Raw genomic sequence first — 24,801 nt, forward strand, 5'->3', positions numbered from 1 at the left:
ATTCATATGCTAAATGTAGCCCTATAGTTTAAACTATTTATTAACTTGGTTGTCATAAGGTTTTAATGCTACCGTATATGGCCAATTTAAAGCAGATCAAACACTTAACGTCGCGCGCGGGTTTTGGTATGAGTTTCGGAGACTTTGAAACCGCCGGGCATGTAACTATTAAACAGGCTATACAAGATGTATTTACGGCGTCGGCAGATTGCAAGCCGCTAACGCCGATAAAAGAGAACTTTGATTATGTGATGGTGGATCGCAGCAATCCTAATGCGCGAAAGATGGCCCAGCAGAAACAACGTCAGCAAGAACGGCAGTTAAATCTGGCCTGGCTTAATTACATGAGCACCACGAAAGGCCAGTTGCGCGAAAAGATGGCCTTGTTCTGGAACAATCATTTTGCCTGCCGGGCGCGGCAAAGCATGTTTGCTCAGCAAATGCTTAATATACAACGTAGTAACGCATTGGGTAACTTTAAAACCATGTGTATTGAGGTAAGCAAAGCACCTGCTATGCTGCAATTTCTCAATAATCAGCAAAACTTAAAGGGGCATCCGAATGAGAATTTTGCGCGTGAACTGATGGAGCTTTTTACTATCGGCCGCGGTAATTATACAGAGCATGATATTCGTGAGTCGGCAAGGGCTTTTACCGGATGGGGATATGATAAGGACGGGTCGTTTCGCTTCCGCCGTTTTGTACATGACGACGGACAAAAAACCTTTATGGGTAAAACCGGTAATTTTAAAGGTGACGACATTATTAACATCATCTTCGAAAAGAAAGAAACAGCTTATTTCATTAGTAATAAATTATATAAGTACCTGGTAAACGAAACTCCCGACCCCGCGCATGTCCAGGCTATGGCCGAGGTGTTTTACAACGCCAATTATGAGATAAAGCCTTTGCTTGAGTATGTATTTAATGCGCCCTGGTTTTATGAGGAAAAGAATATAGGCAATTTGGTAAAATCGCCGGTTGAATTGATCGTTGGGTTAAACCGCCAGTTTAGTGTCGACTATGAGCGCCCGGCGGTGTTGATGCAATTTCAGCGCGTATTAGGGCAGGTACTGTTTCACCCGCCCAACGTAGCCGGCTGGCCAGGCGGACGTAACTGGATTGACAGCTCATCATTGATGTATCGTATAAAGATACCCTCAACAGTGCTTAACGGTGGAGTGATAGATTTTGCAGGTAAAACTGATCCGGAAGATGAAGCATTTCTAACTACTCAGCACAACAGGCAGGAAGATGTAAATATGCGTGTGCAAACCAAGCCCGATTGGGATAAGTTTTTAAACAGCATACCTAAAGGGCTTGATAAAGCAAGTATAGCTCAGTTCATGCTGGAGCCTAAGATGAGCGCAGTGCTAAAAAACAGTATCAACAATTCGACCGATACTAAAGCGATGGTAATTGAACTGGTATCATCTCCAGAGTATCAGCTTTCATAACTATTAACCCTGAGAAGGATATAATTTATATAATTAAGAAAACAAACTCCCGCTCATGGGATAACGGGTATGAATAACTCGAAACACATAAAGCATTTATACGCAAGGGCAGGCTTCGGCATTACGTTCGGAGATTTGCACGACAAGCAAAACTGGTCGATAAAAAAGAGCGTAAGGAAGCTTTTTAAAGCTTCTGAGAAAATACAGCCCCTTACCGCAGTTACCGAAAACATTGATTTGAGGCCGCGCCGTTATAATTCTTTAAGCGACGAAGAAAAGCGCATGCTTAACCAGGACCGTAACGCGCAGGAAAAGGCGCTGAATGATGCCTGGGTCAAGCAAATGAGTATCATAGACGCCCAGCTTCGCGAAAAGATGACCTTGTTTTGGCATAATCATTTTGCGTGTAATGTAGGTAATTCGTTTTATGAGCAGGAGTTAAATAATATAGAGCGTGCCAATGCCTTAGGCAATTTTAAAACACTGTTGCTACAGGTATCGCAAACGCCGGCGATGCTGCAGTTTCTCAATAATCAGCAAAATCAAAAAAATCATCCAAACGAGAATTTCGCGCGTGAACTGATGGAGCTGTTTACCCTGGGCCGCGGACATTATACGGAGCAGGATGTCAAAGAGTCGGCACGATCATTTACGGGCTGGGCTTATAATGGTCAGGACGGTACTTACCGCTTTAATAACCGTGTACACGATAATGGTATCAAAACATTTTTGGGTCAGACTGCAAATTTTTGCGGCGAGGACATTATTGATGTCATTACCGGCAACAAACAAACGGCTACATTTATATGCACAAAGTTATACCGCTACTTAGTTAATGAGGTGCCTGATGATGATCATGTAGCCCAAATGGCCGATGTGTTCTACAAAAATAACTATGAGATAACGCCGCTATTGAAATTTGTTTTCCTGGCTGATTGGTTTTATGACGAGAACAATATTGGCAACCTGGTAAAATCGCCGGTTGAACTTTTGGTGGGATTGAATCGCCAGTTTTATATTAGTTACCAAAACCCCAATGTACTCATGCAGTTTCAACGTACGCTGGGGCAGGTATTGTTCAGGCCACCTAATGTAGCCGGCTGGCCGGGTGGCCGTTCATGGATAGATAGTTCATCGCTGATGTTCAGGATGAAGATACCGTCTACTATTTTAAATGCCGGTGTAATAGATTTTACCGGCAAGGCAACGCCCGAGGATGAGGCTTATCTGGCGGCGCAACGCAAGCAGCAACTAAATGTCATCAGACGCGTGCAGGCAACCCCTGACTGGGACAGGTTCCTGAAAGAACTGCCTGAGAACATAACGCACGAAGACATAGCCCGGTTCCTGCTGGAGCCTGAATTAAACAAAACAGTGATTGACGAAGTGAGCAGGCCAGGTGATATAAAAACGGTTGTGATACAGATAACATCAACCCCTGAATATCAGCTGTGCTGATTAATGAGCGGATGTATATATGAATGATTAATTGATAAAGGGTTAAATTGAATGTGATATTGAGATATTAATGATAGCGGTAAGCAATTCATTATTCACTCAATCACGCATTCACTAGTTATAAGTTATGGAACGCAGAGATTTTTTAAAAAACACCGCATTAGTGTCAGGCGCGTTTTTGGTGCCGGCCTTTTTGAAACCGCTTGAGGCAATAGCCAAAGGCCAGCTTACGGGACACAAGAATCTGGTGATCATCCAGTTGTCGGGTGGTAATGACGGATTAAATACGGTTATCCCTTATGGTAACGATATCTATTATCAAAAGCGTAAAACTATAGCTATCAATAAGCCCGACATCGTTACACTGAATGAGATGCAGGGGTTGAACCCTAATCTGTCGGCCTTGAAGGAGATATATGACCAGGGATGGATGAGTATTATCAACTCGGTAGGTTATCCCAATCCCGACAGGTCGCATTTCCGCTCGATGGACATCTGGCAAACCGCCAGCGATTCGAATCAGTTTCTGAGCACCGGCTGGATAGGCCGCTACCTTGACTCTAACTGCCAGACTTGCATAAATCCTTATACAGCTATCGAGGTGGATGATACCTTATCGCTGGCGATGAAGGGTGCCCGGATGAAAGGGATTGCAGTGCAAGACCCCAATAAGCTATACCAGGCCACCCGCGAGCCATTCTTTAAGGATCTGGTGCATGATCACGGAGCTAATTTGAATGAAGACAACCTGGGCTACCTTTATAAAACCATGATAGAAACCTATTCATCGGCAGATTATATAGAAAAAACTTCAAAGACCTATAACGTGACCGCCCAATATCCAAATACCGGGCTGGGATATCAGTTAAAAAACGTTTCTAAGTTTATCAATTCAGGATTAGATACCCGCGTTTATTATGTGTCGCTGAGCGGATTTGATACGCACGTGGGCCAGCAAAACCAGCAAGGGCGGCAGTTGAAAATTTATGGCGATGCGGTAGCGGCCTTTATCAAAGATTTGAAGGCAACAGGCAAACTTGACGACACTATGGTAATGACCTTTTCTGAGTTTGGCCGGCGCGTAGAGCAAAATGCCAGCAACGGTACCGACCATGGTACGGCCAACAATGTGTTTGTATTTGGCGGCAAGCTGAAAAAACAAGGCATCTTCAATGATTCGCCTGATTTAACAACGCTGGACAATGGCGACCTGAAATACCAGATCGACTTCCGTGATGTTTACGCTACCCTGCTGGATAAATGGCTTGATGTAAATAACAGCCAGGTGCTAAACAAGAACTTTTCGGGCCTTGATTTGATCAATGTATAACAGCAAAGTGTTTCACAAAAAAGTGAAACACTTTGAAACACTTGAAACACTTTTTGATTATAAATTTCTGGTAATCAATTATTTGACAAAATAGAGTGAAACACTTTGAAACAGTACCAAAGGTTTAGGTAAACGCTATTAATTGGCTGTTGTACAGTTATTTATGTGATTTTTGAGCTATTTTTCGGAATAGGAGGTGAAACACCCCTTGACGCAATATTTCGGTTTACGGCAATTAATCCCAAATGCCATTTTGTGCTGTAAGTATCACCGGCTTATCGCCTGTAACTATGATGGTATGCTCATGCTGCGCAACAAAACCACCCTTATTGCCACTTAGCGTCCAGCCATCAGCTTGTGTGTCGGCAATTGTCGACCGTGTTGAGATGAATGTCTCTATCGCCACCACCAAATTCTTTTTAAAACGCGTTGTGTTATACCTGTCGCAGTAGTTAGCTATCTCGTGGGGTTCTTCATGCAAGCTCCGGCCAATGCCATGTCCGGTCAGATTTTTTATGACCGTGTAGCCGGCTTTTTTAGCTTCGGCCTCTATCAAACGGCCTATCTCCGATATTTTGACGCCACCTTTAATGTTGCTGATCGCCTTTCTCAATATCTCTTTCGATGCTGCTACCAGCTTGCCATGGCCGTGAATATCTTCGCCCAATACAAACGAGCCGCCATTGTCGGCCCAGTAACCGTTTAATTCTGCCGAGACATCAATATTTACCAGATCGCCTTCTTTCAGGATCTTATTTACCGACGGTATGCCATGTGCAGCTTCCTCATTTATACTGATACAAGTATAGCCAGGGAAGCCATAGGTTAGCTTAGGTGCAGAGCGTGCACCCAGCTGTTCCAGCAATTCGCCGCCATACTCGTCAAGTTCTTTGGTTGACATGCCCGGCTTGGTAAACTCACGCATCTTCTTTAGCGTGAAGGCTACAGCATCGCTTGCCTGCTGCATGCCAATTCTTTCAGTTTCGGTAGTTATAGACATGTCTGGGTTTTTATCTGTAGCAAAATTAACAATTAATACATTTCTGACCTATTTATGTCCGTATTGAAATTGTTAGACATGCGCGCGGACATAGGTAAAAATAAAAGCCCCGAAGGTCATCTCCGGGGCTTCTCTTATTGTGAGTTGTTTAAATTATCCTTTAACACGCTCAACATAGCTGCCGCTTGTGGTATCAACTTTAACTTTATCGCCAATGTTGATGAAAAGCGGAACGTTAATTTCGGCGCCGGTTTCAACAGTAGCTTTTTTCATGGCTCCGCTTGAGGTATCGCCTTTTACAGCAGGCTCGGTATAAGTGATCTCTAACTCGGCCGATTGCGGCACCTGGCCCATAATAGGCTCTTCGCTTTCAAAGGCAACAATCAGGTTCATGCCTTCTTTCAGGAATTTTACGGCAGGGCCAAATAATGTTTTCGGAACGTTATGCTGATCGTAAGTAGTGTTATCCATGATCACCAGCTGATCGCCATCTTCATACAGGTATTGGTAATCGTTGGTTTCAACGCGGGCAATGTCAACCTCCTCATCCGTACGGAAACGATATTCGACCAATTTGCCGGTTTTAACGTTACGCATACGCGCCTGATAAAATGCGCGCAGGTTACCCGGTGTACGGTGTATAAATTCTTCTACCTGAACAAGTTCTCCGTTAAAGCGAAGAATGTTCCCATTTTTTACGTCTGATGCTTTTGCCATAACTTTTTAATGAGGCGCAAACTTAGCCACTAATAGGCAAACTTGCAAATGGAGCTTTTAGCTGAAAGCATAAACCGAAAGCGCTATTCTGCCTTCGGCGGAAAGGGCTTTTTCAACCCTTATGAGTTACAAACCCGCGGTTATATAACATAGCAGGCAACTTAGAGCCTGAACCACCCGTAATCCCTCTGCCGGGATTAAGCTATTAATTAGCCCCGGTGTGTTACAATGGATCGACTGTTATCTGCTATTAATTTTCAAAGATGGAAAGCCTGTGCCGATTGGAAACTGCTGCTGTTTTTGCTGCTGTTTTTAAACGTAAAGATAGCCGTTAAGATACCGGCAATTGCGCTCATTTACCTGTTACGCTTTGATTTCAGGTTTGGTTTTAAGTGGAAAAATTCAAGGCTGCCCCTGTTTTATCCATTTATTGTTGCTATCGCGATAATCGGTTTCGTTATCAACGGTTATTACACCAATTTAAACTACAACCTGATCTTTGTTACGGGGATTTTGTTTTGGGTAGTTTGCATACTGGCTATTCATCAAATAAAATTGGCGGTTGAACGAAACGATACCGTTGTAGTTCATCAAACTATCCTGCTGTTTTTTATTATCAACACTATCGCCTCGCTGGTAAACATCGGGCTGATTGTGCTCGAAACCCATACGCTTAATCCTTATACCTACCAGGGGCAGTATCAAAAATATTTTATCAGTACCGGCGATTTCATCAGGGGAGTAACTTTTGATACCTCGACCACCAACGCGATACTCAATGCCTTTGGCGTAATGTATTTCATCACCAAAAAAAATATGGTAATGACGCTGGTGTGTATGGCAATACTGTTGCTTACAGCCAGCAACTTTACTAATGTATTTATGCTGGCGGTGCTGGCCTTTCTGTTTGTATTTAAAAGTACGCGCGATCAGAAAAGCATCATCGTTATTTGTGTGGCTTTCCTGGTACTGTTTATGGCCAAAATATCTCCACAGAATAATAATTATGTGGTAAATACTATTAAATCGGCCTTTTACAAAAAACAGGTTATTTCACCCTGGCCGCAGTATGACCATACGCCTATCACATTAAAGCCCGACAGTGTTTTAACTTTCGAGGAAAAACGCATCAAATATGCAACGCTTTACCTGGATAGCCTGGCCACTTTGCCAATTAACCAGATTCATCGTGAGCCATTGCCCCAGGGCGTGCTGACCACCGGCGCAGGCAGAATTCAGAAACCTGAACCCGACTTAAACGCACCGCAATATCAATGGCTCAGAACTACGCCACCCGAGCAAAAGCAACTGGTTGATTTTGCCCAGGAGCATCAGGCAGACCTGCCGCTAACGAATATGTCCAAGCCACCTGCCATACCCGGAAAAGTGATCGGATTTAAACAAACCTTTAATTTTTTGAAAATGCATCCGGCCAAAATATTGGCGGGCGAGGGTGTGGGGAACTTTTCGTCTAAACTAGCCTTTAGAGCTACCGGGTTAAAGTTTACCGGCGGGTATCCGAAGAAATACATCTATATAAACCCTGATTTTTTGCGCAACCACCTGGATGTGTATTTGAGCTTTTTTACCCGCTCGGCGGCGACACATTCATTAACTAATAGCCCATTTTCGGTGTATGACCAATTGCTGGCTGAATATGGTTTGTTGGGTTTGTTGATGCTGTTAATTTTTTACGTAGGGTTCTTTGCTAAAAACTACCGGCTGCTTACTTATGGTATCCCGCTGCTGCTGTTTGTGCTATTTATTTTTTTGATCGATTACTGGTTCGAGCAACTGTCGGTAGTGGTGTTCTTTGAATTGCTGATGTTTTTGAATATCAGTGAAAGTAAAAACTTGGTCGCCCAAAAATCTATACAAATATGATAGCCACACCTGCCATAACTGTTTTAATGCCCGCCTATAACGCCGCACGCTATATCGGCGAAGCCATTACTTCTGTTTTGCAGCAAACGTTTACAGATTTTGAATTGCTGATAGTTAATGATGGCTCGACCGATGATACGCTGGAAATCATTCAAAGTTTTAATGATGAGCGCATTGTAGTTGTGAGCCAGCCCAATCGTGGTGTAGCTGATGCGTTGAATACCGGACTAAAACATGCCCGCGCGTCCTACATTGCCCGCTTTGATGCGGATGATATTTGCTATCCGTATCGATTGGAAAAACAGATCCGCTTTTTACAGGACAACCCTGAGTACATTCTTGTCGGCAGCGAGGCCAGGTATATTTTAGAGAACGGCGATTTCCTGTTCGACTTTCATTGCATAGCTTATTCGCACGAACAAATTATTGATAAGCTGTATTTCTACTGTCCGTTTGTACACCCAACGGTGATGTATAGAAAAAGTACGGTAATAGATGCCGGCGGTTATCCTACCCATGCCCATAACTTTGAAGATTATTTGTTATGGACGACATTGGCAGGTTCAGGCAGACTATGTAATCTGACTGAACCGCTTATCAAATATCGTTTAAATTCAACCTCGGTAACTATTGACGAAAAATGGCGGGGCCGCAGGTTTCGCGAGCTAAAGCGCACGATCGTATTGCGTGGCTCGATCACTGCTGCCGAGGGTAACGAGCTGTTGGCAATTATCAAAGATCAGGACGTGCGGCAGATCAAGGAAGCAGCTTACAACGCACTCTGCGGCAAGAAATACCTTATCAATAATCATCAGCCCGGAAAAGCACGCGGACATTTTAATAAGGCGATCAAAATATATCCGCTGCGACTGGAAAATTACCTGTTGTACGCATTAAGCTATTTCCCCGGGAGCCTGATAGCCTGGTTGCACAAATTTAGCCCCAACCGATTGTAGTGATGAGGGTGAGCATTATAGCGCGATCGACCTTATATACCGTCCCTGGCGGCGATACGGTGCAGGCTGTACAAACGGCCCTGCATCTGGTTGACCTTGGTATTTGGGTCGATATTAATCTGACTAACGACGAGATAGATTATAAACAATACGATCTGCTGCATTTTTTTAATATTATACGCCCGGCCGATATTTTATATCACAGTCATAAAGCCGGCAAGCCCTACGTGGTTTCAACTATTTTGGTGGATTACAGCGAGTATGATAAACGATATCGAAAAGGCATAGGGCACTTGTTTGGCTATTTGCGCGGAGATAATATAGAGTACATTAAAACCATTGCACGCTGGCTGCTGGGGCGCGATGCTTTGTCAAGCCCGTCATATCTGTGGCGGGGGCAGCGTAGAAGCATTCTGCATATCCTGAATAAAGCCGGATTGATCCTGCCTAATTCTGAATCAGAGTACCGGCGGCTTAGGCAGGCTTATCCATCGGGTGTAAAATATGAGGTAGTGCCAAATGGCATCGATCCTGAATTATTTCTATATAAGGCCAACGCCGGGCGGGATAATAACCTGGTGATCTGCGTGGCGAGAATAGAGGGGATTAAAAATCAACTGAATTTAATTAAAGCCTTAAATAATACCAGGTTTAGGCTGATGCTGATTGGCAACCATAGTCTTAATCAACAAGCTTATTATAGTGAATGTAAAAATATCGCGGCAGCAAATATTGAATTTATAAACCATCTGCCGCAGGATGAACTGGTGGCATACTATCAACGTGCCGGTGTACATGTGCTTCCCAGTTGGTTTGAAACTACCGGGCTGAGCTCTTTAGAAGCTGCAGCGATGGGCTGCAATATTGTGATCACCGACAAAGGAGACACCCGTGAATATTTTGGCGATGATGCTTTTTATTGTGATCCAGGAAGTCCGGAAAGTATCTTGTCAGCAATTGAACATGCCAGCGTTGCTAAGCACCGGCCTGCTTTACGCGAAAGAATTTTGCAGAAATATACCTGGGCACAGGCAGCCAATTGCACGTTAGCTGCGTATCAGCAAGTAATAACGCAGCAATGAAATTAAAGATAGCCATATTAGGAACCCGCGGCATACCCAATTATTACGGTGGTTTCGAGCACATTTCAGAATATGTATCCGTTGGACTGGTGAAGCGCGGGCATGAAGTGTCGGTTTACAACTCGCATAACCATCCATATACGCAAGGCGACTGGAACGGTGTAAAGATCATTCATTGTTATGACCCCGAGTACCTGCTAGGCTCGGCGGGGCAGTTTGTGTATGACCTGAATTGCATCCGCGATGCCCGTAAGCGCAATTTTGATGTAATACTGATCATGGGTTATACCAGCAGCTCTGTCTGGGGTAGCTTCTATCCTTCAAAAAGTGCTATCATCACCAATATGGACGGGCTGGAATGGAAACGCAGCAAATACTCCAAACCCGTGCAAGGCTTTTTAAAATATGCCGAAAAGCTGGCGGTGAAATATAGCCAGTATTATGTGTCCGACTCGATGGTGATCAAACAATATCTGGCGCGTAAATACGATATTAACAGCCGTTACATCCCTTATGGTGCTGATATGATCACACCCATTGAGCGCGAGCAAATTACCCCGGAAGAAGCGTTGAAAGAAGATTATTTTTTGCTGATGGCCCGCATGGAGCCTGAAAACAATATTGAGACCATACTGGAAGGCTATAACCAGAGCAATTCAGACAAACCGTTCCGCGTGTTGGGTAGTACCGACAATCGCTTTGGCAAATACATCACCCATAAATTTAAAAACGACAGCCGTATAGAATTTAAAGGGTCGATCTATGATACAGCCAAAGTGCGGGCGCTGCAGAATAATTCGTACCTGTATTTTCACGGGCATAGTGTGGGTGGCACCAACCCGTCGTTGTTAGAGGCCATGGCCAGTGAGGCTTTGATTGCCGCGCATAACAACCCTTTTAACCAGTCTGTTCTGAGCAAGGATGCATATTATTTTTCAAACCCCGCCGATGTGAAAGCCCTGGTGGAAACCGTACAACGCCGCGAGCCCGAAAAAGTGATGGTTGACAATAACCTGCAAAAAATAAAACACCTGTTTAACTGGGAGAGCGTAATTGACGGTTACGAGAAATATGCTATGGAGTGTTACCTGAATTTTAATAATGAAAAGGTTATTGCTTAAAGAAGGCAGCACTGCCACCAAAATAAGCTATTACCACTTACTGGCTTTTCTGGCCAGCTTGCCGTTTAATTTTTTTTACAGCCATTTAATCCTGATCAGTTTTTGTTTGCATACACTGATACAGCTAAATAAAAAGGATGTTAAACCCATTTTTACCCGGAGCAACCTGGCGCTGCAATCGGTTTTTTTTGTGACGATGCTGAGCACCATTTACTCAGTAAGCCGTCCACAGGCGTTTGACGAGTGGGGCAGACACCTTACTGTTCTTTTACTACCGGTGTTGTTTTGTTTAACATCGTTTGATGTCAGGAAATACCGGCAGCAATTGCTATTTGGCTTTTCATTGGTTTGTACCGCAGTTATCATCTATTTGTACCTGGACGCCCTGCACAATATCCGCTATTATGGTTTGCCGGTGTCTTATTTATTTAGCTCGGCTTTTACCAATCATAATTTTACGTTGCCTATTGATATCCATGCTACTTTCTTCTCGCTGCAAGTAGCGATAGCCTTAATTTTTATGCTGGCGTTGATGCTGAAAGAGCAGCACAAAAAATGGAGGTTATTTCACATCTTTTGCGCTTGCGTGCTGCTGGCGGGGCTGGTGCAGCTTTCATCAAAATCGGTGTTCGTGCCGACGATTGTTATTATTAACCTGGCGGTGCCGGTGTTTTTATTGAAAGATAAAAAGCGGCTGCGGTTTATTGCTGCTACTGCTTCTTTATCAATTATCGCCGTTGCAGGTATGTTTGCTATAAAATCATTGCGGACGCGTTATGTTTCAGCCTTTAAATACGATTTGGCATTAACGGGGTATAACCAACGTTTTGATTCACGACTTGATCGCTGGCGCTCGGCTTTGGGGCTGATCAGGAGATCGCCGGTTGTAGGGTATGGCGCGGGCTCAGAGTTGGGGTTATTGCACGAGGACTTTTATATGCGCAAGTATTATAACTCATTTGTAAATCATCTGAATACGCATAATCAATACCTGAGTTTCTGGTTAAAGTCGGGTATTTGGGGATTGCTTGTTTACCTGGCTACGCTTGTATTCGGCTTCTGGCAAGCACTAAAGAAAAACGACCTGCTGTTCTTTAGCTTCATGCTGCTTATCGGCATGGTATCCTTTGCAGAGAATTTACTGGATGTAGATAAGGGGGTGATCTTTTACGCGTTTTTCTTTTCGTTTTTCTTTTACTCAGACCAAAGAAAACCTGGACTGTCTATAACTGCGCCTTGATCTTTTCGGCAGTTGCCTGAAACTCTTCGGGCGTAAATTTCAATTTGGGATTAGCAAAATTCATATCGCCCATGCCATTAAGCGGTATCAGGTGTACATGGGCATGCGGTACTTCCAGCCCGATAACCGTCATGCCAACCCGGTTACAAGGAATAGCTTTTTCGATAGCCGCGGCTACCTTTTTAGCAAATAGCAACAGGCCCGTATAGGTGTCATTATCCAGGTCAAATAGTTTATCAACTTCTTTCTTCGGCACAACCAGCGTATGGCCCTCAACCAGCGGAAAAATATCCAGGAAGGCATAATAGTTATCATCCTCAGCAATTTTATATGATGGGATGTCTCCGGCGATGATTTTTGAAAAGATTGACATTTGTTGATTGGTTTATTGAGTTGATCGGGTGAGTAGTTGTTAGCATAACTTAATCAACCAACTCACCCGATCAACTACTCACTAACGACTAATTTCCAATACCTCGAACTCCATTTTGCCGGCAGGTACGGTAATTTCGGCTATCTCGCCCACTTGTTTACCTAACAAACCTTTGGCAATGGGCGATGTCACAGATATCTTACCCGATTTCATATCGGCTTCGCTCTCGGCTACTAATTGATAAGTCATGGTAGCCCCGTTTTTAACATTTTTTATCTTGACAATGGACAAAGCCAAAACCTTCGAAACGTCTATTTTCGACTCGTCAAGCAGGCGGGCCGCAGCCAAAGTTTCCTGCATCTGGGCTATTTTGGCCTCATGCAGTCCTTGCGCTTCTTTAGCAGCGTCGTATTCGGCGTTCTCAGAAAGGTCGCCTTTATCGCGTGCTTCAGCAATAGCCTTGGATATATTAGCACGGCCTGTTGTCTTTAATTCCTGTAATTCTTGTTTTAACTTTTCTAAACCTTCTTTGGTAAAGTATGCTACCTCTGCCATAACTCACTATTTAAATTTCGTTTTTTAGATGTCTTGGTCAATGTAAAAAAAAACCGCCCTCCCTTTTATAGAAGGACGCAATGACTTTAAAAACAAACAAGACTATAAGGTCATGCCCATATAGTCTTGCTTAGTGTAAAACGAAGATAAGCTATTTCAGTTTTAAAAAGCAAATTTTTGTTGCCCCACTGCAAAAAATTGCTTTTAAAATGAGTAATCAGTGATTGGAGATTAGTTTAGTGATATAAATCACCCGGCTTTGTTGATTTTTTGCCAAAACGACCATGCAATCTCCGCAGGTATTTAGCACAAACCTTTCAGCAATCGTGTCAATCACAGTATATACCGGCAGGGCAGCTACAATTATTACGAATACTTTGAGAAACTGCTTTTTAATAAATAGAAGTTTCCAGACCACAGTCGCCAGTACATAATAAACAGCTGCAATAACCCCGGTACTCAGCAGGCTCAGGGCCATTATAGAGGCTGCCTGAAAGCCACTGCGAGCGGCCATTTTTAAGCATAAACGGTCAGCGTCTTAAGAAAGCGGTATAACAGTTACTCTGCATTTAAGCGCAGTTCAGCAAGCTTCCCCGCCATTACCTCGCTGATCTTGCGATAAGAGTCAAAGGTCCAGCCGGCAACATGTGGGGTTAATAGTACCTTGCCCGAGCGTTTCAGGTCGTCAAACCATTCCTGCTCGTCCAGCGCAGGGAACTTTTCGGTTTCCAGCACATCCAAGCCTGCCCCTAATATTTTACCGTCTTTGATGGCATTTAGCACTGCACGCACTTTAGCTACCTTGCCGCGAGAGGTGTTAATGAAGAATATCGGTTTTTTAAAATGGAACAGCAATTCATCATTGATCATGCCGTTAGTTTCTTTGGTAAGGGGGACGTGTACGCTCAATACGTCGCTGTACTTAACAATCTCTTCCATGCTTACCTCGCGGGCGTAGCGGTCAGAGAAACCGGTTTTATATTTATCGTAAGCGATGACATCAACCTCAAAGCCCGATAGCTTTTTAGCAAAGCTTTTACCCATAAATCCGTAACCTATAATGCCCACAGTTTTGCCTTTTAGCTCAAAGCCACGGTTGGCCTCGCGTTTCCATTCGCCATTGCGGATCTCAGCGTCGGCGGTGTTAAAATGATTCATGAGCGATAGCAGCATGCCTACAGCATGTTCGCCCACAGCATCCATGTTTCCTTCGGAGGCGTTGATCAGTGTCAGATTTTTTTCGGCAGCGTAAGCCACGGCAATATTATCCATCCCGGCACCGGCGCGGCATACAAAGCGCAGACTGGCGGCGGCATCCATCACCGGCTTATCTACATTAAACTTTGAGCGGATAACCAGCCCGGCATAATTGGCGATGATCTGCATGGCCTCTTCCAGTTTAATGGTTGGCTGATAGTCGCATTTATAGCCTAAGGCTTCGGCTTGTTCAATAAATATGGGGTGTATGTCGTCGACAATTAGGATATTGTTGTTCATTTTCCTTGCTGAAAGGCAAATATACGTAACGAAAGATTAATTACTTTTGAATATGACCAGCCTCTCAATTAAAAAAACAATCCTGTGTCTTTTAATGACAATCTCTCTGTGTTTTCAATCACGAACTCAGGAAACTGTTACTAAAACAGAGCCGCCGGTATTCGGCTTTTATACTAAAACGTTAGATTGTGGCGGAATCATGGTTCGCTCATCAAATGAAGTAGACGACAAAGCGCTGCACGTTGCCGCGCAAAAGATCAACATGATGCTGGCTAATATTCCTGATGCGCGGTATAATCTGGCGCAGTGGGGTGCCGAGATACATATTATCGGCAAAAATCAACAAACGTCAGACTTGCCCGAGTTCCGGGGGCAGAAAGGAGCGCTTAATACGGAGAATCGTGGCATGGCCACCAATATAGACCAACGCACACGGGGTATGGGGGGTATTTATACTTCATGTGGGGAAGAAAATTTGCTTAACCTGCCCGGCGACCGCTATGCCGCTGGTTTGGACATCTGCATTCACGAGTTTGCGCATAATATCATGAATTATGCCTTGAACGATGATCTGCAGAAAAAGATCCGCGATCAATATCGCCGGTCTATTGATAAAGGTTTGTGGAAAGATGCTTACGCCGCGGTTAATGCCGGCGAATATTGGGCGGAGCTATCTATGTGGTATTTTGGCGCGCATGGCGAGTTTTTAAGAGGTACTCAAAAACCGGCACCCGGTCCGGCGGCTTTAGCTGCCTATGATCCGGAAGGTTACGCGTTGCTGAAAGCCATTTACGGCGGTCAGCTAAAAACAGATAAGGCAGCTATTGCAGCTGCGCAAAGCGTCGCGCCCAATACAAAATCTGCTTCGGTTAATCAGAAAGTTAATTTGATGTTTACCAATAACACGTCGCAAAAGTTGAAATTGTTCTGGATCGATTACCTGGGTAAGGCCAGGCCATATGGCGAATTATCGCCCTATAATAAAACGGTTCAAAAAACTTTTGCCGGTAATGTATGGAAAGTAACCGACGGGAAAGGCAAAGCCATAGGTTACTATACTACCAGCGCTCGTTATGCTATGGTAACAGTAAAATAATTACTATCGGTTAGCACTAATTTGCTGGGTTATCTTTACAAAGTCGGCTACGGTAAGGCGTTCAGCGCGCAATTCGAGCAGTGCATCTTCGTGCATTTTATCTTTGCTGATGAGTGACGACAGCGCATTGCGTAAAGTTTTGCGGCGCTGGTTAAACCCGGCTTTTACTACCTGCCAGAAAAGCTTTTCGTCGCAATCCAACTGGCTGGTCTCATTACGGGTCAATCGTATTACTGCTGATAATACTTTGGGCGGCGGATTAAACACGCCCGCCTTTACCGTAAACAGGTACTCAACTTTATAATATGCCTGCAGGAAAACGCTTAGTATGCCATACTCTTTGCTGCCTGCTTTGGCTGCACAGCGCCCGGCTACTTCTTTTTGAAACATGCCGACAACCTCAACTACCTGCCGGCGGTTATCCAGCACCTTAAAAAGTATCTGCGATGAGATATTGTAAGGGAAGTTGCCGATGATACCCAGCGGGCCGTCGAATCGTGCAGCGAAATCAAGTTCCAGGAAATCGGCATTGATGAGCCGGTTACCCAGGGCGGGATATTTCTTTTTCAGGAAATCGTACGATTCGGTATCGATATCGATCAGTGAAACTTCGTAATCAGGCCGTTCCAGCAAAACATCCGATAGGATACCCATGCCCGGCCCAACTTCAAGTACCTGCCTATAACGGTTTTCGGGGCGGAGGCTGTCCACTATTTTTGTAGCGATGTTTTTATCGGTCAGGAAATGTTGGCCCAGATGTTTTTTTGCCCGTACTAATGTCATTATTAAACAAATATTTGAGCAAATTAAGGCATATTTGTTCTTTAATCAGGAACTCTGTGCCTAAAATCTTTTCTTTGTAATACAAATTAAGGCAAAGGCCAAAGCTAAAAGGTACAATCGATGTAATTTTAAACACATCGATGTAATCAAAAATAAAATGGACAAACCAAAAATAGGCATCAGCATAGGCGACGTAAACGGTATCGGGTTGGAGATCATCATCAAAACGCTTACTGACAGCATGATATTTAATTATTGCATCCCTATTGTTTACGGGCATACTAAAGTAGCATCGTTTTATCGCCGTGTAACCGAGGTGGGCGAGCTGAATTTTAACGTTATCGACCATCCTTCTAAAGCGCAATATAAACGCGCTAACATGATAAATTGCTGGGAAGAGGACGTGAAAATTGAACCGGGAATCCCTAACAAAGAAGTGGGTAAATTTGCTTTTGCCTCGTTAGAGCGGGCTACTGCCGACCTGATTAATGGCGACATTGATGCGCTGGTTACCGCGCCGATTAATAAAGACACTATCCAAAGCGAGGATTTTAACTTCCCGGGCCATACTGAATATTTACAGGATCGTGATGGCGCAGCTGAATCACTAATGTTTTTGGTGAGCGATACCTTACGTGTTGGCGTAGTAACCGGGCATATTCCGGTTAACAAAGTGTCTGCCAGCATCACTACCGAAAAAATACTGACTAAATTAAAGCTGATGAATACCAGCTTGCGCGAGGATTTCTGGATACGTAAACCTAAGATTGCGGTACTTGGCCTGAACCCACATGCCAGCGATAACGGTTTGATTGGCCATGAAGAGCAGGATATCATTATTCCGGCTATTGATGAGGCGAGAGCTAACGATATCCTTGCTTTTGGTCCGTATCCTGCCGATGGCTTCTTTGCTAATGCAAGCTATATGCAGTTTGATGCGGTGCTGGCCATGTATCACGACCAGGGCCTGATACCCTTTAAACAGATCGCGTTTGAGTCGGGCGTTAACTTTACAGCGGGACTGAAGTTTGTGCGCACATCGCCAGACCATGGCACGGCTTATGACATCGCCGGTAAAAATCAAGCCTCAGAAATATCGTTTCGCGAAGCGCTGTTTACTGCATTGCATATAGCGCGTAACCGTAAAGAAGGTGCTGAATTAAGCGAAAATCCACTGCAATTTACCAAGCTGCAGAGGGATAGAGACTAATATAACTCCTTGTCATTTCGACGAGGAACGAGGAGAAATCTATACACGCGCAATTCTAAGCGTGTATAGAGATTTGTCGCTATGCTCGAGATGACATTGTTACGTTTATTGAAGAGTATTATATCCAGGGTTATTTACTCGTCCCCTCCAGTCTTGCCACAATATAAGGCGCAATGATATTTTTTGAAGCTTCGACACCCGGATGCAGGCCATCAGGCACAGCTTTAATATAAGCGTCGCGGCCTTTATCTAATAAAGCTTTCCAATGAGGATAGTGATCAATCAATAATAAGCCGCGGGTGTTGGCAACGTCACGATACATCTGGTAATATTTTATTAAGTCAGGGCGTTGCTGGCCATGTACATCAAGCGCAATATCCATGGTTTGCAGAATTACTTCGCAATCCGGGTTATAAAGTTTGATGCGATCGATCATGTAATTCAGATTCAACTTCGCTAATTCTACGCTGGTTTTGTAGTTTAAAAACGCATCATTCATGCTAAATTCTATCAATACCGCATCAGGATTCTTTTTAATTACGCTGTCCTCCAGATTCTGCACACCCCATGTTGACCACATCGCGCTTTTAGCAGAGTTAATGGTAGTAAGTTGGTTGTTGTACTTTTTATTTAATGCGCGATTCACCGAATCGACCCAGGCGCGGCCGCCAATGGCAGCGGTAAGGCTGGTGCCGTAGGTCACCAGGGTTTGGTGTTTACCCGCGGCAAGGTTTTTCACCAGTTTAGATTGACTAAACGTAGTAGCTGATGTTACTAACCCGGCAATAAGCAGCGGCAGGCTCTTAAACAGATAATTTTTCACAATGAGGCGTTTATTGGTTATTGCAAATATGCCGAATTTGCAATTAAAATACTCATTAGGGCTAATGCATCATTTTGTGGTTAAATATTAGTTAATCGAAATTTAATTAATAATATTTTTTAGAACTTTTAGGAATATTTATATCTTTATTGGTTAGTCATCTATAAATTAATGGGCAAATTTTAGTATGTACTAAACACTAATTCGGCTTCCTGCATGTACATGCAGGAAGCTTTTTTATGCAAGTTATTTTAAAACGATTCGTTAAGATTAAGAAAGAAACCTTTTCGGCCAAATTGTCCAAAAGCATAGTCGAGCGCCAGGTTGGTGCGGGTAGCTTTATTGAATAGCACCCTGAAGCCGGCACCATAACCCGGTTGAAACACCTGAAACAGCTTAGTGCCATGCTCGTCATTAGCAGTCTGCAAATTACCGAACGCAACCCCACTTAAAAATTTGTTCCGAAGAATGGGAAAACGGAATTCGGCCTCCGTATCGTTAAACTGCGTCCCTTTAAAATATTGGGATGTATAACCCCGGCCGCTTCTATATGAACCATCGCGCGCAGTACCCGGTAGCTCCAGATAAGGTATGTCGCCTGTCACCAGGTATGATCCCCAGTTCCATAGAGCCAGCACGGTTTCAGGGTTAACGTCAGACAGGCTGATGTATTTGCGCAGGTCGCTGGTTATTTGTACAGCGCTTTTCGTACTGCCTATCCACCGTTGATTAACCCGTATACCGGCGTCAAAATAAACGCCTTTGTAAGTCCGGTTTGGGTTATCGCGGGTAGTGTAGGCTATGTTAAACAAGAAGCCGTTAGATGAATAATGATCTTGCGGGAAGCCATGCCCGGTATTGTAAACGCCGGATGGGGTAGATAAACCTGTCGAATCCCGCGCATTGACATTACGCCTGATCTCAAATGACATCCCTGCCCCTGCAAAAAAGTTCTTGCCGATGTTCTTATACAACTTTTCGCGAATGTTATAATAGTTAGAGCGAATGACGTAACCCTTGTGCGAGCCATCGGCTAAAATTTTTTCCGGAGTTGAACCATTGGGATAACCCCGGCCAATGCCCAGGCCAAAATCGGGCGAAACTGTTTTGGCAGCTACCAGATTACCTTGAAAATTCCATTTATTACCCGGTGTAAATACGTTGTGGTTTAAGTAAAAATATATAATGCCTTTAGTGGTAATGGAGGCCGATGTAGCAGCGACAGACAATAATGTTTTGGGGTCATTACCCAACCTGCGGCCGGCAACCGCCTTAATGCCTAACTGCCCGCCGATAGTAGGATTAGCTGCTACGTTTGGCACTATGGTAATGCCAGAACTTTTGTGCAGGCTATCCGGTTTTTTATGCGGATGTAAAATGGCGTGGGTCAGGTCGCCAAAGTCATATTGTTTGCTCAAGTCTTCAATGGGTTTGATGTTAAATTTCCTGGCACGCAGTGAGTCGGCTTTGAGCGAGTCGGCAGGCGGCCCGGCCTGGCTAAAGGCCAGAGCAGGAGCTACTATCAGCGCCGGCATTAACATCCATCTCAGTTTGAAATTATGGATATATTTGAAATGCATTGTTTTCAATTTAACTAACAGCCACCTGTAGCAGCATCTCTAGCGGTTATGCATATTTAAGTGATATTATGCGCTTTTGTTTTAAACCGAGTTTCAGTAAAATGTAAAAACCGGAAAGCATATTATGTTGTCAGCCACCGCCGGCATTCTTTTTATTGCCGTTATGAAGTGATATTTGTAAACTTGCATATACCAGTTACTCCTGCGCTTACTTAACAATGAATATTAAAAAATTTAGCTTATTGGCCTGTGCCACAATATTGTTTTTTTGGACGGCGGCCAGTGCTCAAACACCAATACCTGCCGATCTGACTATTCACAAAAACTTAAGTGACAGCCAATTGCTTGATCTGATGCAGAAACAAACTTTCAGATACTTTTGGGATCTGTCGCACCCAGCGAGCGGAATGGCCCGCGAGCGCAGCACCACCAGCCAAAACTTTGGCAATAACGTGGTTACTACCGGGGGTACTGGTTTTGGTATCATGGCGACTGTTGTAGCGGCCAATCGTAAATTTGTGTCACGAAAAGATGCTGCTCAGCATACATTAAAAATTGTCGATTTTCTGTTAAAGGCCGACCGTTTTCATGGTGCTTATCCGCACTGGCTGAATGGTGAAACTGGCAAGGTTATCCCTTTCAGCAAAAAAGATGACGGAGCCGATATTGTTGAAACCTCTTATCTGTTCCAGGGCCTGCTCGTCGCACAGCAATATTTTACGAAAAATAATCCTGTCGAAAAAGAACTGCGTGCCAAGATTGAACAACTTTGGGATGGCGTAGAATGGGATTGGTTTACCCAGGGTAAAAAGGTGCTGTACTGGCACTGGAGCCCAGACTATAACTGGGATATGAACATGCCCATACACGGGTGGAATGAGTGTTTGATTACCTACATAATGGCAGCTGCATCGCCAACGCACAGCATCAATAAAAATGTCTACACGGACGGTTGGAGTAACAGCAAGACTTTTATTAACGGCAAAACTTATTATGGCAAATATACCCTGCCGTTAGGGCCTGATTATGGCGGCCCGCTGTTTTGGACACAATACTCATTTATGGGATTAAACCCCCGCGGATTGAAAGATCAATTTGCCGATTACTGGCAACAAGCCACTAATCATACTTTGATTGACCGGGAATACTGCATTGAAAACCCACTGAAATACAAAGGTTATGGCGCCGATTGCTGGGGGCTTACTGCCAGCGACAGTTGGAAAGGCTATTCAGGGCATTCGCCAACAAACGACCGGGGCGTGATTACGCCTACTGCTGCTTTATCGGCTTTCCCGTATGCACCGCAATATGCCATGCAGGCCATGCGCCATTTTTATGAAGATCTGGGTGATAAGATATGGGGCGAATATGGTTTTGTGGATGCCTTTAGCGAACAGCACGATTGGTACGCCAAATCATTTTTAGCGATAGACCAGGGGCCGATTATTGTGATGATTGAAAACTATCGCAGTGGGCTGATCTGGAAATTATTTATGAGCAACACTGATGTTAAAAAGGGGTTGCAGAAGTTAGGATTTACCACCGTAAAAAAACTGTAGCAATATAAAGCTCCGGATGAAAAGTTGCTAACTTGCAAGTTGTTAATCCGTATAAACCATCAAACCAATATTTTCAGGCGGATTTTATGCCGTCGCAAAGATTAAACTGTATGAAAAAAACCTTACTCCTTTTAAGTTTAATTGCCGCTTCGGCAACCATATCCGCACAGGTAAAGCCGGCGCCGGCTCTGCCCCAAAAAACGGCGTTTCAAACCGGCAGCCCATGGATACCCCAGATTGACGTTCGCTCGGATATGGCGATTGTTTATGGTACTAATGATCGGCCTGACCTTACTTTTGAGCAGCGTGTACAATCATGGCGCGATCACGGTTATCAAACGGCCTTTATGACTGGTATCGCCTGGGGTAATTATGCCGACTACTTCCTGGGTAAATGGGACGGCCATAATCACCTGGATGTTGCACAGGTTGAAAAAGATGGCACCCCCATCATGCACGGACATAATATTCCGTATGTGGTGCCTATTCCGTCGTATATCGAATATATGAAAACCGGAGTGATAAAAAGAGTCATCGACGTGGGTATCAAAGAGATATTTTTAGAAGAGCCCGAGTTTTGGATGCGCGGCGGTTACAGCGTTCATTTTAAAGAAGAGTGGCAAAAATTTTATAGCTTCCCATGGAAAGCGCAGGACGAAAGTCCGGAGAATACTTACTTGTCCAACAAACTCAAATATCATTTATACTACGAGGCTATTAAACAGGTGTCAGATTATGCCAAAGCCTATGCTAAAAGCAAGGGCATCAATGTAAAAGTTTATATTGCCACCCACTCGCTGGTTAACTATTCGTCATGGCGAATTGTTAGCCCTGAAGCCAGCCTGGCCTCGTTACCTGGTATTGACGGCTACATTGCCCAAGTTTGGACAGGAACCGCACGCGAGGCTACATACTTTAACGGCGAACGTAAAGAACGTGTATTCGAGAACGCGTTTCTTGAATACGGTTCAATGGTGTCAATGACAGCACCTACCAAACGCAAGCTGTTTTTCCTGACCGACCCGATAGAAGACGCACGCCGCGATTGGGCCGATTATAAGCGTAATTATCAGGCTACGTTTACTGCCAAGTTGTTATACCCGGTGGTAGCCAACTACGAGGTAATGCCATGGCCTGAGCGCATTTATACCGGCAAATACAAAATGGCTAACAGCGATTCAAGCGTGTATATTCCTAAATACTACTCCACCCAAATGCAGATCATGGTAAATTCGCTTAACAGCATTCCGGTATCTGCCAATAAAGTAAGCGGCGTTAACGGTGTTGGTGTGCTCATGAGTAATTCGCTGATGTTTCAGCGTTTCCCTACCCATAACGGGTTTGAGGATCCGCAGTTTTCTATTTTCTACGGACAGACTTTGCCGCTGGTTAAACGGGGTGTGCCGGTACAAACTGTGCACATGGAAAACTTAGGCTACCCGGCCACGCTGAAAAATATTAAAGTGTTGGTGATAAGCTACTCTAACATGAAACCGCATTCGGCACAGGTGCATAAGCAGTTGGTTGCCTGGGTTAAAAAAGGTGGTGAGCTGATCTATGTAGGTAAGGATGATGATCCATATCAATCAGTAATGGAGTGGTGGAATACTAAAGGCAATAATTATACTGCGCCATCGCAACATTTATTTAAATTATTGGGGATTGACCCGCAAAGCGGCACTAAAAAATATAAAGTGGGCCTGGGCCATGTTTATGTACTGCGCGAAAACCCGAAAGATTTTGTAATGCAGGCCAATAACGACGGTAACTATCTTAATACCGTGAAAGAAGCTTATGAGGCCGACGCTAAAGCAGGCAAACTTGTCTTTAAAAACAACCTGTATCTGGAGCGCGGCCCGTATGATATAATTGCTGTATTAAATGAAAACCCTGATACGAAACCGTATATAGTTAAAGGCCCTGTGATCGATCTGTTTGATCCGCAATTGCCGGTACTGGCCGAGAAAACAGTTAATCCGGGCGAGCAATCCTATCTTTTTGATGTGAAACGCGTGGTTAATAAAACCAGGCCGCAGGTACTGGCATCAGCTTCAAGAGTAACAGACGAGAAGATCGCCGCAGGCAAATACAGCTTCGTTGCCAAAAGCCCGATAAATACTCAAAATGCAATGCGAATACTTTTGCCATCGGCAGCTAAACATATTATAGTTACTGATGCGAAAGGCCAGGCTATCACTGATGTGCAGTCGTCATGGGATGCTTCGTCAAAAACCCTGTTCCTGGGTTATGCTAATAGCCCTGATGGTATTCATGTGAGCATTGGTTGGTAAATGGTGATCAGAGATTAGTGGCTGGAGATAAGAGATTATTTAAACCTCCAGCCATTGATCTCTTATAGCTGTTTTTTTATCACGTAAAAGTATACTTCGCTGCGCATTTCAAAACCCAGGCTGTGGTATACTTTTATTGCCCGCTCATTGTCGGCTCTTACATGCAGAAAAGGGATATTGCCCTCGCGCTTAATGCGGTTGATATGAAAGGCGAGCAGCTGTCTGGCATACCCCTTTCCGGTATAGTCAGGGTGCGTGCAAACAGCGCTGATCTCGGCATAAGGCACGGGGTTCATCCGCTGGCCGGCCATGGCTGCTAGTTTGTCACCATCAAATATCCCAACGTAATGGCCAAAATCGATGGTGCGTTCAGCAAACGGGCCGGGGTTAGTAAGCTGGGTTAGTTCCAGCATTTGCGGGATATGCTCATCAGTTAAATTGGTCAGATTGGCGTTATCGACCGGCAGAATCTCCCCTTTGTAGACCATTTGATAACCCGGAATTGCCGCTAATGTCTGCCATGGCGATGGAATATCCGTTACCTTCGCCGGCACAAAAACAAACGGGCCGTCATGCGGTAAAATATCATAAAGAGCATTAAAATTTTCGGTCGATGTATTTTTAAGCCCCACAAATGGTGCAACTTCTTTATTAAAGTATTTAATTTGCGTATTGCCGTTGCTCAGGTTTTGATTGCCTGTCGCCAAGGCGTTATATGCGGGATTATCTAATACATGTTCCATCAACGACAAACCTATTAAAAAAGAATTTGAATGCGGCGGTCTGTAA

At 44.2% G+C, this 24,801-nt stretch carries 22 protein-coding genes; 12 read left to right on the forward strand and 10 right to left on the reverse strand.

Features of this window, described 5'->3' with window-relative positions; translation table 11 throughout:
• Window positions 1-77: 77 nt before the first annotated feature.
• The 3 genes from ABD772_RS08465 to ABD772_RS08475 all read left to right on the forward strand — a co-directional run bounded on the left by ABD772_RS08465 (window position 78) and on the right by ABD772_RS08475 (window position 4,245).
• Complete coding sequence (locus ABD772_RS08465; RefSeq protein WP_345102836.1) at window positions 78-1,457, forward strand: DUF1800 domain-containing protein; 1,380 nt, start codon at window positions 78-80, stop codon at window positions 1,455-1,457.
• Window positions 1,458-1,526: 69 nt separating this feature from the next.
• The gene (locus ABD772_RS08470) at window positions 1,527-2,915 is read left to right on the forward strand and encodes a DUF1800 domain-containing protein (protein ID WP_345102838.1); all 1,389 of its coding nucleotides are present in this window, start codon (window positions 1,527-1,529) and stop codon (window positions 2,913-2,915) included.
• Between the two features lie 127 nt (window positions 2,916-3,042).
• Window positions 3,043-4,245 carry a DUF1501 domain-containing protein gene (locus tag ABD772_RS08475; protein ID WP_345102840.1) on the forward strand — a complete coding sequence of 401 codons (1,203 nt, stop codon included), beginning with the start codon at window positions 3,043-3,045 and terminating at the stop codon, window positions 4,243-4,245.
• A 235-nt stretch (window positions 4,246-4,480) separates the two neighbouring features.
• Here ABD772_RS08475 and map read toward each other — a convergent pair whose 3' ends face one another.
• Both map and efp read right to left on the reverse strand, forming a co-directional pair.
• Window positions 4,481-5,245: a type I methionyl aminopeptidase gene (gene map, locus ABD772_RS08480; protein ID WP_345102842.1), complete on the reverse strand. Its 765-nt coding sequence runs from the start codon at window positions 5,243-5,245 to the stop codon at window positions 4,481-4,483.
• 153 nt (window positions 5,246-5,398) lie between these two features.
• The gene (gene efp, locus ABD772_RS08485; protein WP_345102844.1) at window positions 5,399-5,962 is read right to left on the reverse strand and encodes an elongation factor P; all 564 of its coding nucleotides are present in this window, start codon (window positions 5,960-5,962) and stop codon (window positions 5,399-5,401) included.
• 228 nt (window positions 5,963-6,190) lie between these two features.
• Here efp and ABD772_RS08490 point away from each other — a divergent pair, with 228 nt between their 5' ends.
• Genes ABD772_RS08490 through ABD772_RS08510 form a run of 5 tightly spaced genes read left to right on the forward strand, consistent with a single transcriptional unit; the run spans window position 6,191 to window position 12,245 of the window.
• The gene (locus ABD772_RS08490) at window positions 6,191-7,846 is read left to right on the forward strand and encodes a hypothetical protein (protein ID WP_345102846.1); all 1,656 of its coding nucleotides are present in this window, start codon (window positions 6,191-6,193) and stop codon (window positions 7,844-7,846) included.
• Window positions 7,843-8,802, forward strand: coding sequence for a glycosyltransferase (locus tag ABD772_RS08495; RefSeq protein ID WP_345102848.1), 960 nt, complete (start codon window positions 7,843-7,845; stop codon window positions 8,800-8,802). The genes ABD772_RS08490 and ABD772_RS08495 overlap by 4 nt, the downstream gene beginning before the upstream one ends.
• Window positions 8,803-8,804: 2 nt before the next feature.
• Window positions 8,805-9,884 carry a glycosyltransferase family 4 protein gene (locus tag ABD772_RS08500; RefSeq protein WP_345102850.1) on the forward strand — a complete coding sequence of 360 codons (1,080 nt, stop codon included), beginning with the start codon at window positions 8,805-8,807 and terminating at the stop codon, window positions 9,882-9,884.
• The gene (locus ABD772_RS08505) at window positions 9,881-11,005 is read left to right on the forward strand and encodes a DUF1972 domain-containing protein (protein WP_345102852.1); all 1,125 of its coding nucleotides are present in this window, start codon (window positions 9,881-9,883) and stop codon (window positions 11,003-11,005) included. The genes ABD772_RS08500 and ABD772_RS08505 overlap by 4 nt, the downstream gene beginning before the upstream one ends.
• The gene (locus ABD772_RS08510; RefSeq protein ID WP_345102854.1) at window positions 10,986-12,245 is read left to right on the forward strand and encodes an O-antigen ligase family protein; all 1,260 of its coding nucleotides are present in this window, start codon (window positions 10,986-10,988) and stop codon (window positions 12,243-12,245) included. Before ABD772_RS08505 ends, ABD772_RS08510 begins: the two co-directional genes overlap by 20 nt.
• Here ABD772_RS08510 and ABD772_RS08515 read toward each other — a convergent pair.
• From ABD772_RS08515 to ABD772_RS08530, 4 genes are all read right to left on the reverse strand, one after another.
• Entirely contained in the window at window positions 12,229-12,618 is a 390-nt protein-coding gene (locus ABD772_RS08515) for an HIT family protein (protein ID WP_345102856.1), read from the reverse strand. The two genes, ABD772_RS08510 and ABD772_RS08515, sit on opposite strands and share 17 nt — an antisense overlap.
• 81 nt (window positions 12,619-12,699) lie before the next feature.
• Window positions 12,700-13,173: a transcription elongation factor GreA gene (gene greA, locus ABD772_RS08520; protein ID WP_345102858.1), complete on the reverse strand. Its 474-nt coding sequence runs from the start codon at window positions 13,171-13,173 to the stop codon at window positions 12,700-12,702.
• Window positions 13,174-13,390: 217 nt separating this feature from the next.
• A complete protein-coding gene (locus ABD772_RS08525) occupies window positions 13,391-13,687 on the reverse strand; it encodes a hypothetical protein (protein WP_345102860.1) in 297 nt (98 codons plus the stop codon).
• 44 nt (window positions 13,688-13,731) lie between these two features.
• Window positions 13,732-14,670, reverse strand: a complete 939-nt coding sequence (locus ABD772_RS08530; RefSeq protein WP_345102862.1) for an NAD(P)-dependent oxidoreductase — start codon at window positions 14,668-14,670, stop codon at window positions 13,732-13,734.
• A 94-nt stretch (window positions 14,671-14,764) separates the two neighbouring features.
• Here ABD772_RS08530 and ABD772_RS08535 point away from each other — a divergent pair, with 94 nt between their 5' ends.
• On the forward strand, window positions 14,765-15,766 hold the full coding sequence (locus tag ABD772_RS08535; RefSeq protein WP_345102864.1) for a VHL beta domain-containing protein: 1,002 nt from the start codon (window positions 14,765-14,767) through the stop codon (window positions 15,764-15,766).
• 3 nt (window positions 15,767-15,769) lie between these two features.
• Here ABD772_RS08535 and rsmA read toward each other — a convergent pair whose 3' ends face one another.
• On the reverse strand, window positions 15,770-16,549 hold the full coding sequence (gene rsmA / locus ABD772_RS08540; protein ID WP_345102866.1) for a 16S rRNA (adenine(1518)-N(6)/adenine(1519)-N(6))-dimethyltransferase RsmA: 780 nt from the start codon (window positions 16,547-16,549) through the stop codon (window positions 15,770-15,772).
• A gap of 157 nt (window positions 16,550-16,706) precedes the next feature.
• On the opposite strand from rsmA, the gene pdxA reads away from it, so the two are divergent.
• On the forward strand, window positions 16,707-17,759 hold the full coding sequence (gene pdxA / locus ABD772_RS08545; RefSeq protein WP_345102868.1) for a 4-hydroxythreonine-4-phosphate dehydrogenase PdxA: 1,053 nt from the start codon (window positions 16,707-16,709) through the stop codon (window positions 17,757-17,759).
• 130 nt (window positions 17,760-17,889) lie between these two features.
• Here pdxA and ABD772_RS08550 read toward each other — a convergent pair whose 3' ends face one another.
• Complete coding sequence (locus tag ABD772_RS08550; protein ID WP_345102870.1) at window positions 17,890-18,582, reverse strand: SGNH/GDSL hydrolase family protein; 693 nt, start codon at window positions 18,580-18,582, stop codon at window positions 17,890-17,892.
• A 251-nt stretch (window positions 18,583-18,833) separates the two neighbouring features.
• The gene (locus tag ABD772_RS08555) at window positions 18,834-20,162 is read right to left on the reverse strand and encodes a BamA/TamA family outer membrane protein (RefSeq protein WP_345102872.1); all 1,329 of its coding nucleotides are present in this window, start codon (window positions 20,160-20,162) and stop codon (window positions 18,834-18,836) included.
• A 218-nt stretch (window positions 20,163-20,380) separates the two neighbouring features.
• Between ABD772_RS08555 and ABD772_RS08560 the strand changes: the two genes are divergently transcribed.
• Together ABD772_RS08560 and ABD772_RS08565 are read left to right on the forward strand one after the other, a co-directional pair.
• Complete coding sequence (locus ABD772_RS08560; protein ID WP_345102874.1) at window positions 20,381-21,721, forward strand: glucoamylase family protein; 1,341 nt, start codon at window positions 20,381-20,383, stop codon at window positions 21,719-21,721.
• A gap of 110 nt (window positions 21,722-21,831) precedes the next feature.
• A complete protein-coding gene (locus ABD772_RS08565; RefSeq protein WP_345102876.1) occupies window positions 21,832-24,012 on the forward strand; it encodes a hypothetical protein in 2,181 nt (726 codons plus the stop codon).
• Window positions 24,013-24,074: 62 nt separating this feature from the next.
• On the opposite strand, the gene ABD772_RS08570 is transcribed toward ABD772_RS08565, so the two are convergent.
• A complete protein-coding gene (locus tag ABD772_RS08570; protein ID WP_345102878.1) occupies window positions 24,075-24,755 on the reverse strand; it encodes a GNAT family N-acetyltransferase in 681 nt (226 codons plus the stop codon).
• Between the last annotated feature and the right edge of the window lie 46 nt (window positions 24,756-24,801).

This window comes from Mucilaginibacter panaciglaebae (assembly GCF_039539265.1).
Classification (GTDB): Bacteria; Bacteroidota; Bacteroidia; order Sphingobacteriales; family Sphingobacteriaceae; genus Mucilaginibacter; species Mucilaginibacter panaciglaebae.

Coding starts and splice junctions, on each gene's coding strand:
- greA (WP_345102858.1), bottom strand. CDS start 13,173: ATGGCAGAGGTAGCATACTTTACCAAAGAAGGTTTAGAAAAGTTAAAA.
- efp (WP_345102844.1), bottom strand. CDS start 5,962: ATGGCAAAAGCATCAGACGTAAAAAATGGGAACATTCTTCGCTTTAAC.
- ABD772_RS08555 (WP_345102872.1), bottom strand. CDS start 20,162: ATGCATTTCAAATATATCCATAATTTCAAACTGAGATGGATGTTAATG.
- ABD772_RS08505 (WP_345102852.1), top strand. CDS start 9,881: ATGAAATTAAAGATAGCCATATTAGGAACCCGCGGCATACCCAATTAT.
- ABD772_RS08475 (WP_345102840.1), top strand. CDS start 3,043: ATGGAACGCAGAGATTTTTTAAAAAACACCGCATTAGTGTCAGGCGCG.
- ABD772_RS08465 (WP_345102836.1), top strand. CDS start 78: ATGGCCAATTTAAAGCAGATCAAACACTTAACGTCGCGCGCGGGTTTT.
- ABD772_RS08565 (WP_345102876.1), top strand. CDS start 21,832: ATGAAAAAAACCTTACTCCTTTTAAGTTTAATTGCCGCTTCGGCAACC.
- ABD772_RS08530 (WP_345102862.1), bottom strand. CDS start 14,670: ATGAACAACAATATCCTAATTGTCGACGACATACACCCCATATTTATT.
- ABD772_RS08495 (WP_345102848.1), top strand. CDS start 7,843: ATGATAGCCACACCTGCCATAACTGTTTTAATGCCCGCCTATAACGCC.
- ABD772_RS08535 (WP_345102864.1), top strand. CDS start 14,765: ATGACAATCTCTCTGTGTTTTCAATCACGAACTCAGGAAACTGTTACT.
- rsmA (WP_345102866.1), bottom strand. CDS start 16,549: ATGACATTAGTACGGGCAAAAAAACATCTGGGCCAACATTTCCTGACC.
- ABD772_RS08500 (WP_345102850.1), top strand. CDS start 8,805: ATGAGGGTGAGCATTATAGCGCGATCGACCTTATATACCGTCCCTGGC.
- ABD772_RS08470 (WP_345102838.1), top strand. CDS start 1,527: ATGAATAACTCGAAACACATAAAGCATTTATACGCAAGGGCAGGCTTC.
- ABD772_RS08570 (WP_345102878.1), bottom strand. CDS start 24,755: ATGGAACATGTATTAGATAATCCCGCATATAACGCCTTGGCGACAGGC.
- ABD772_RS08560 (WP_345102874.1), top strand. CDS start 20,381: ATGAATATTAAAAAATTTAGCTTATTGGCCTGTGCCACAATATTGTTT.
- ABD772_RS08490 (WP_345102846.1), top strand. CDS start 6,191: ATGGATCGACTGTTATCTGCTATTAATTTTCAAAGATGGAAAGCCTGT.
- ABD772_RS08515 (WP_345102856.1), bottom strand. CDS start 12,618: ATGTCAATCTTTTCAAAAATCATCGCCGGAGACATCCCATCATATAAA.
- map (WP_345102842.1), bottom strand. CDS start 5,245: ATGTCTATAACTACCGAAACTGAAAGAATTGGCATGCAGCAGGCAAGC.
- ABD772_RS08510 (WP_345102854.1), top strand. CDS start 10,986: ATGAAAAGGTTATTGCTTAAAGAAGGCAGCACTGCCACCAAAATAAGC.
- ABD772_RS08525 (WP_345102860.1), bottom strand. CDS start 13,687: ATGGCCGCTCGCAGTGGCTTTCAGGCAGCCTCTATAATGGCCCTGAGC.
- pdxA (WP_345102868.1), top strand. CDS start 16,707: ATGGACAAACCAAAAATAGGCATCAGCATAGGCGACGTAAACGGTATC.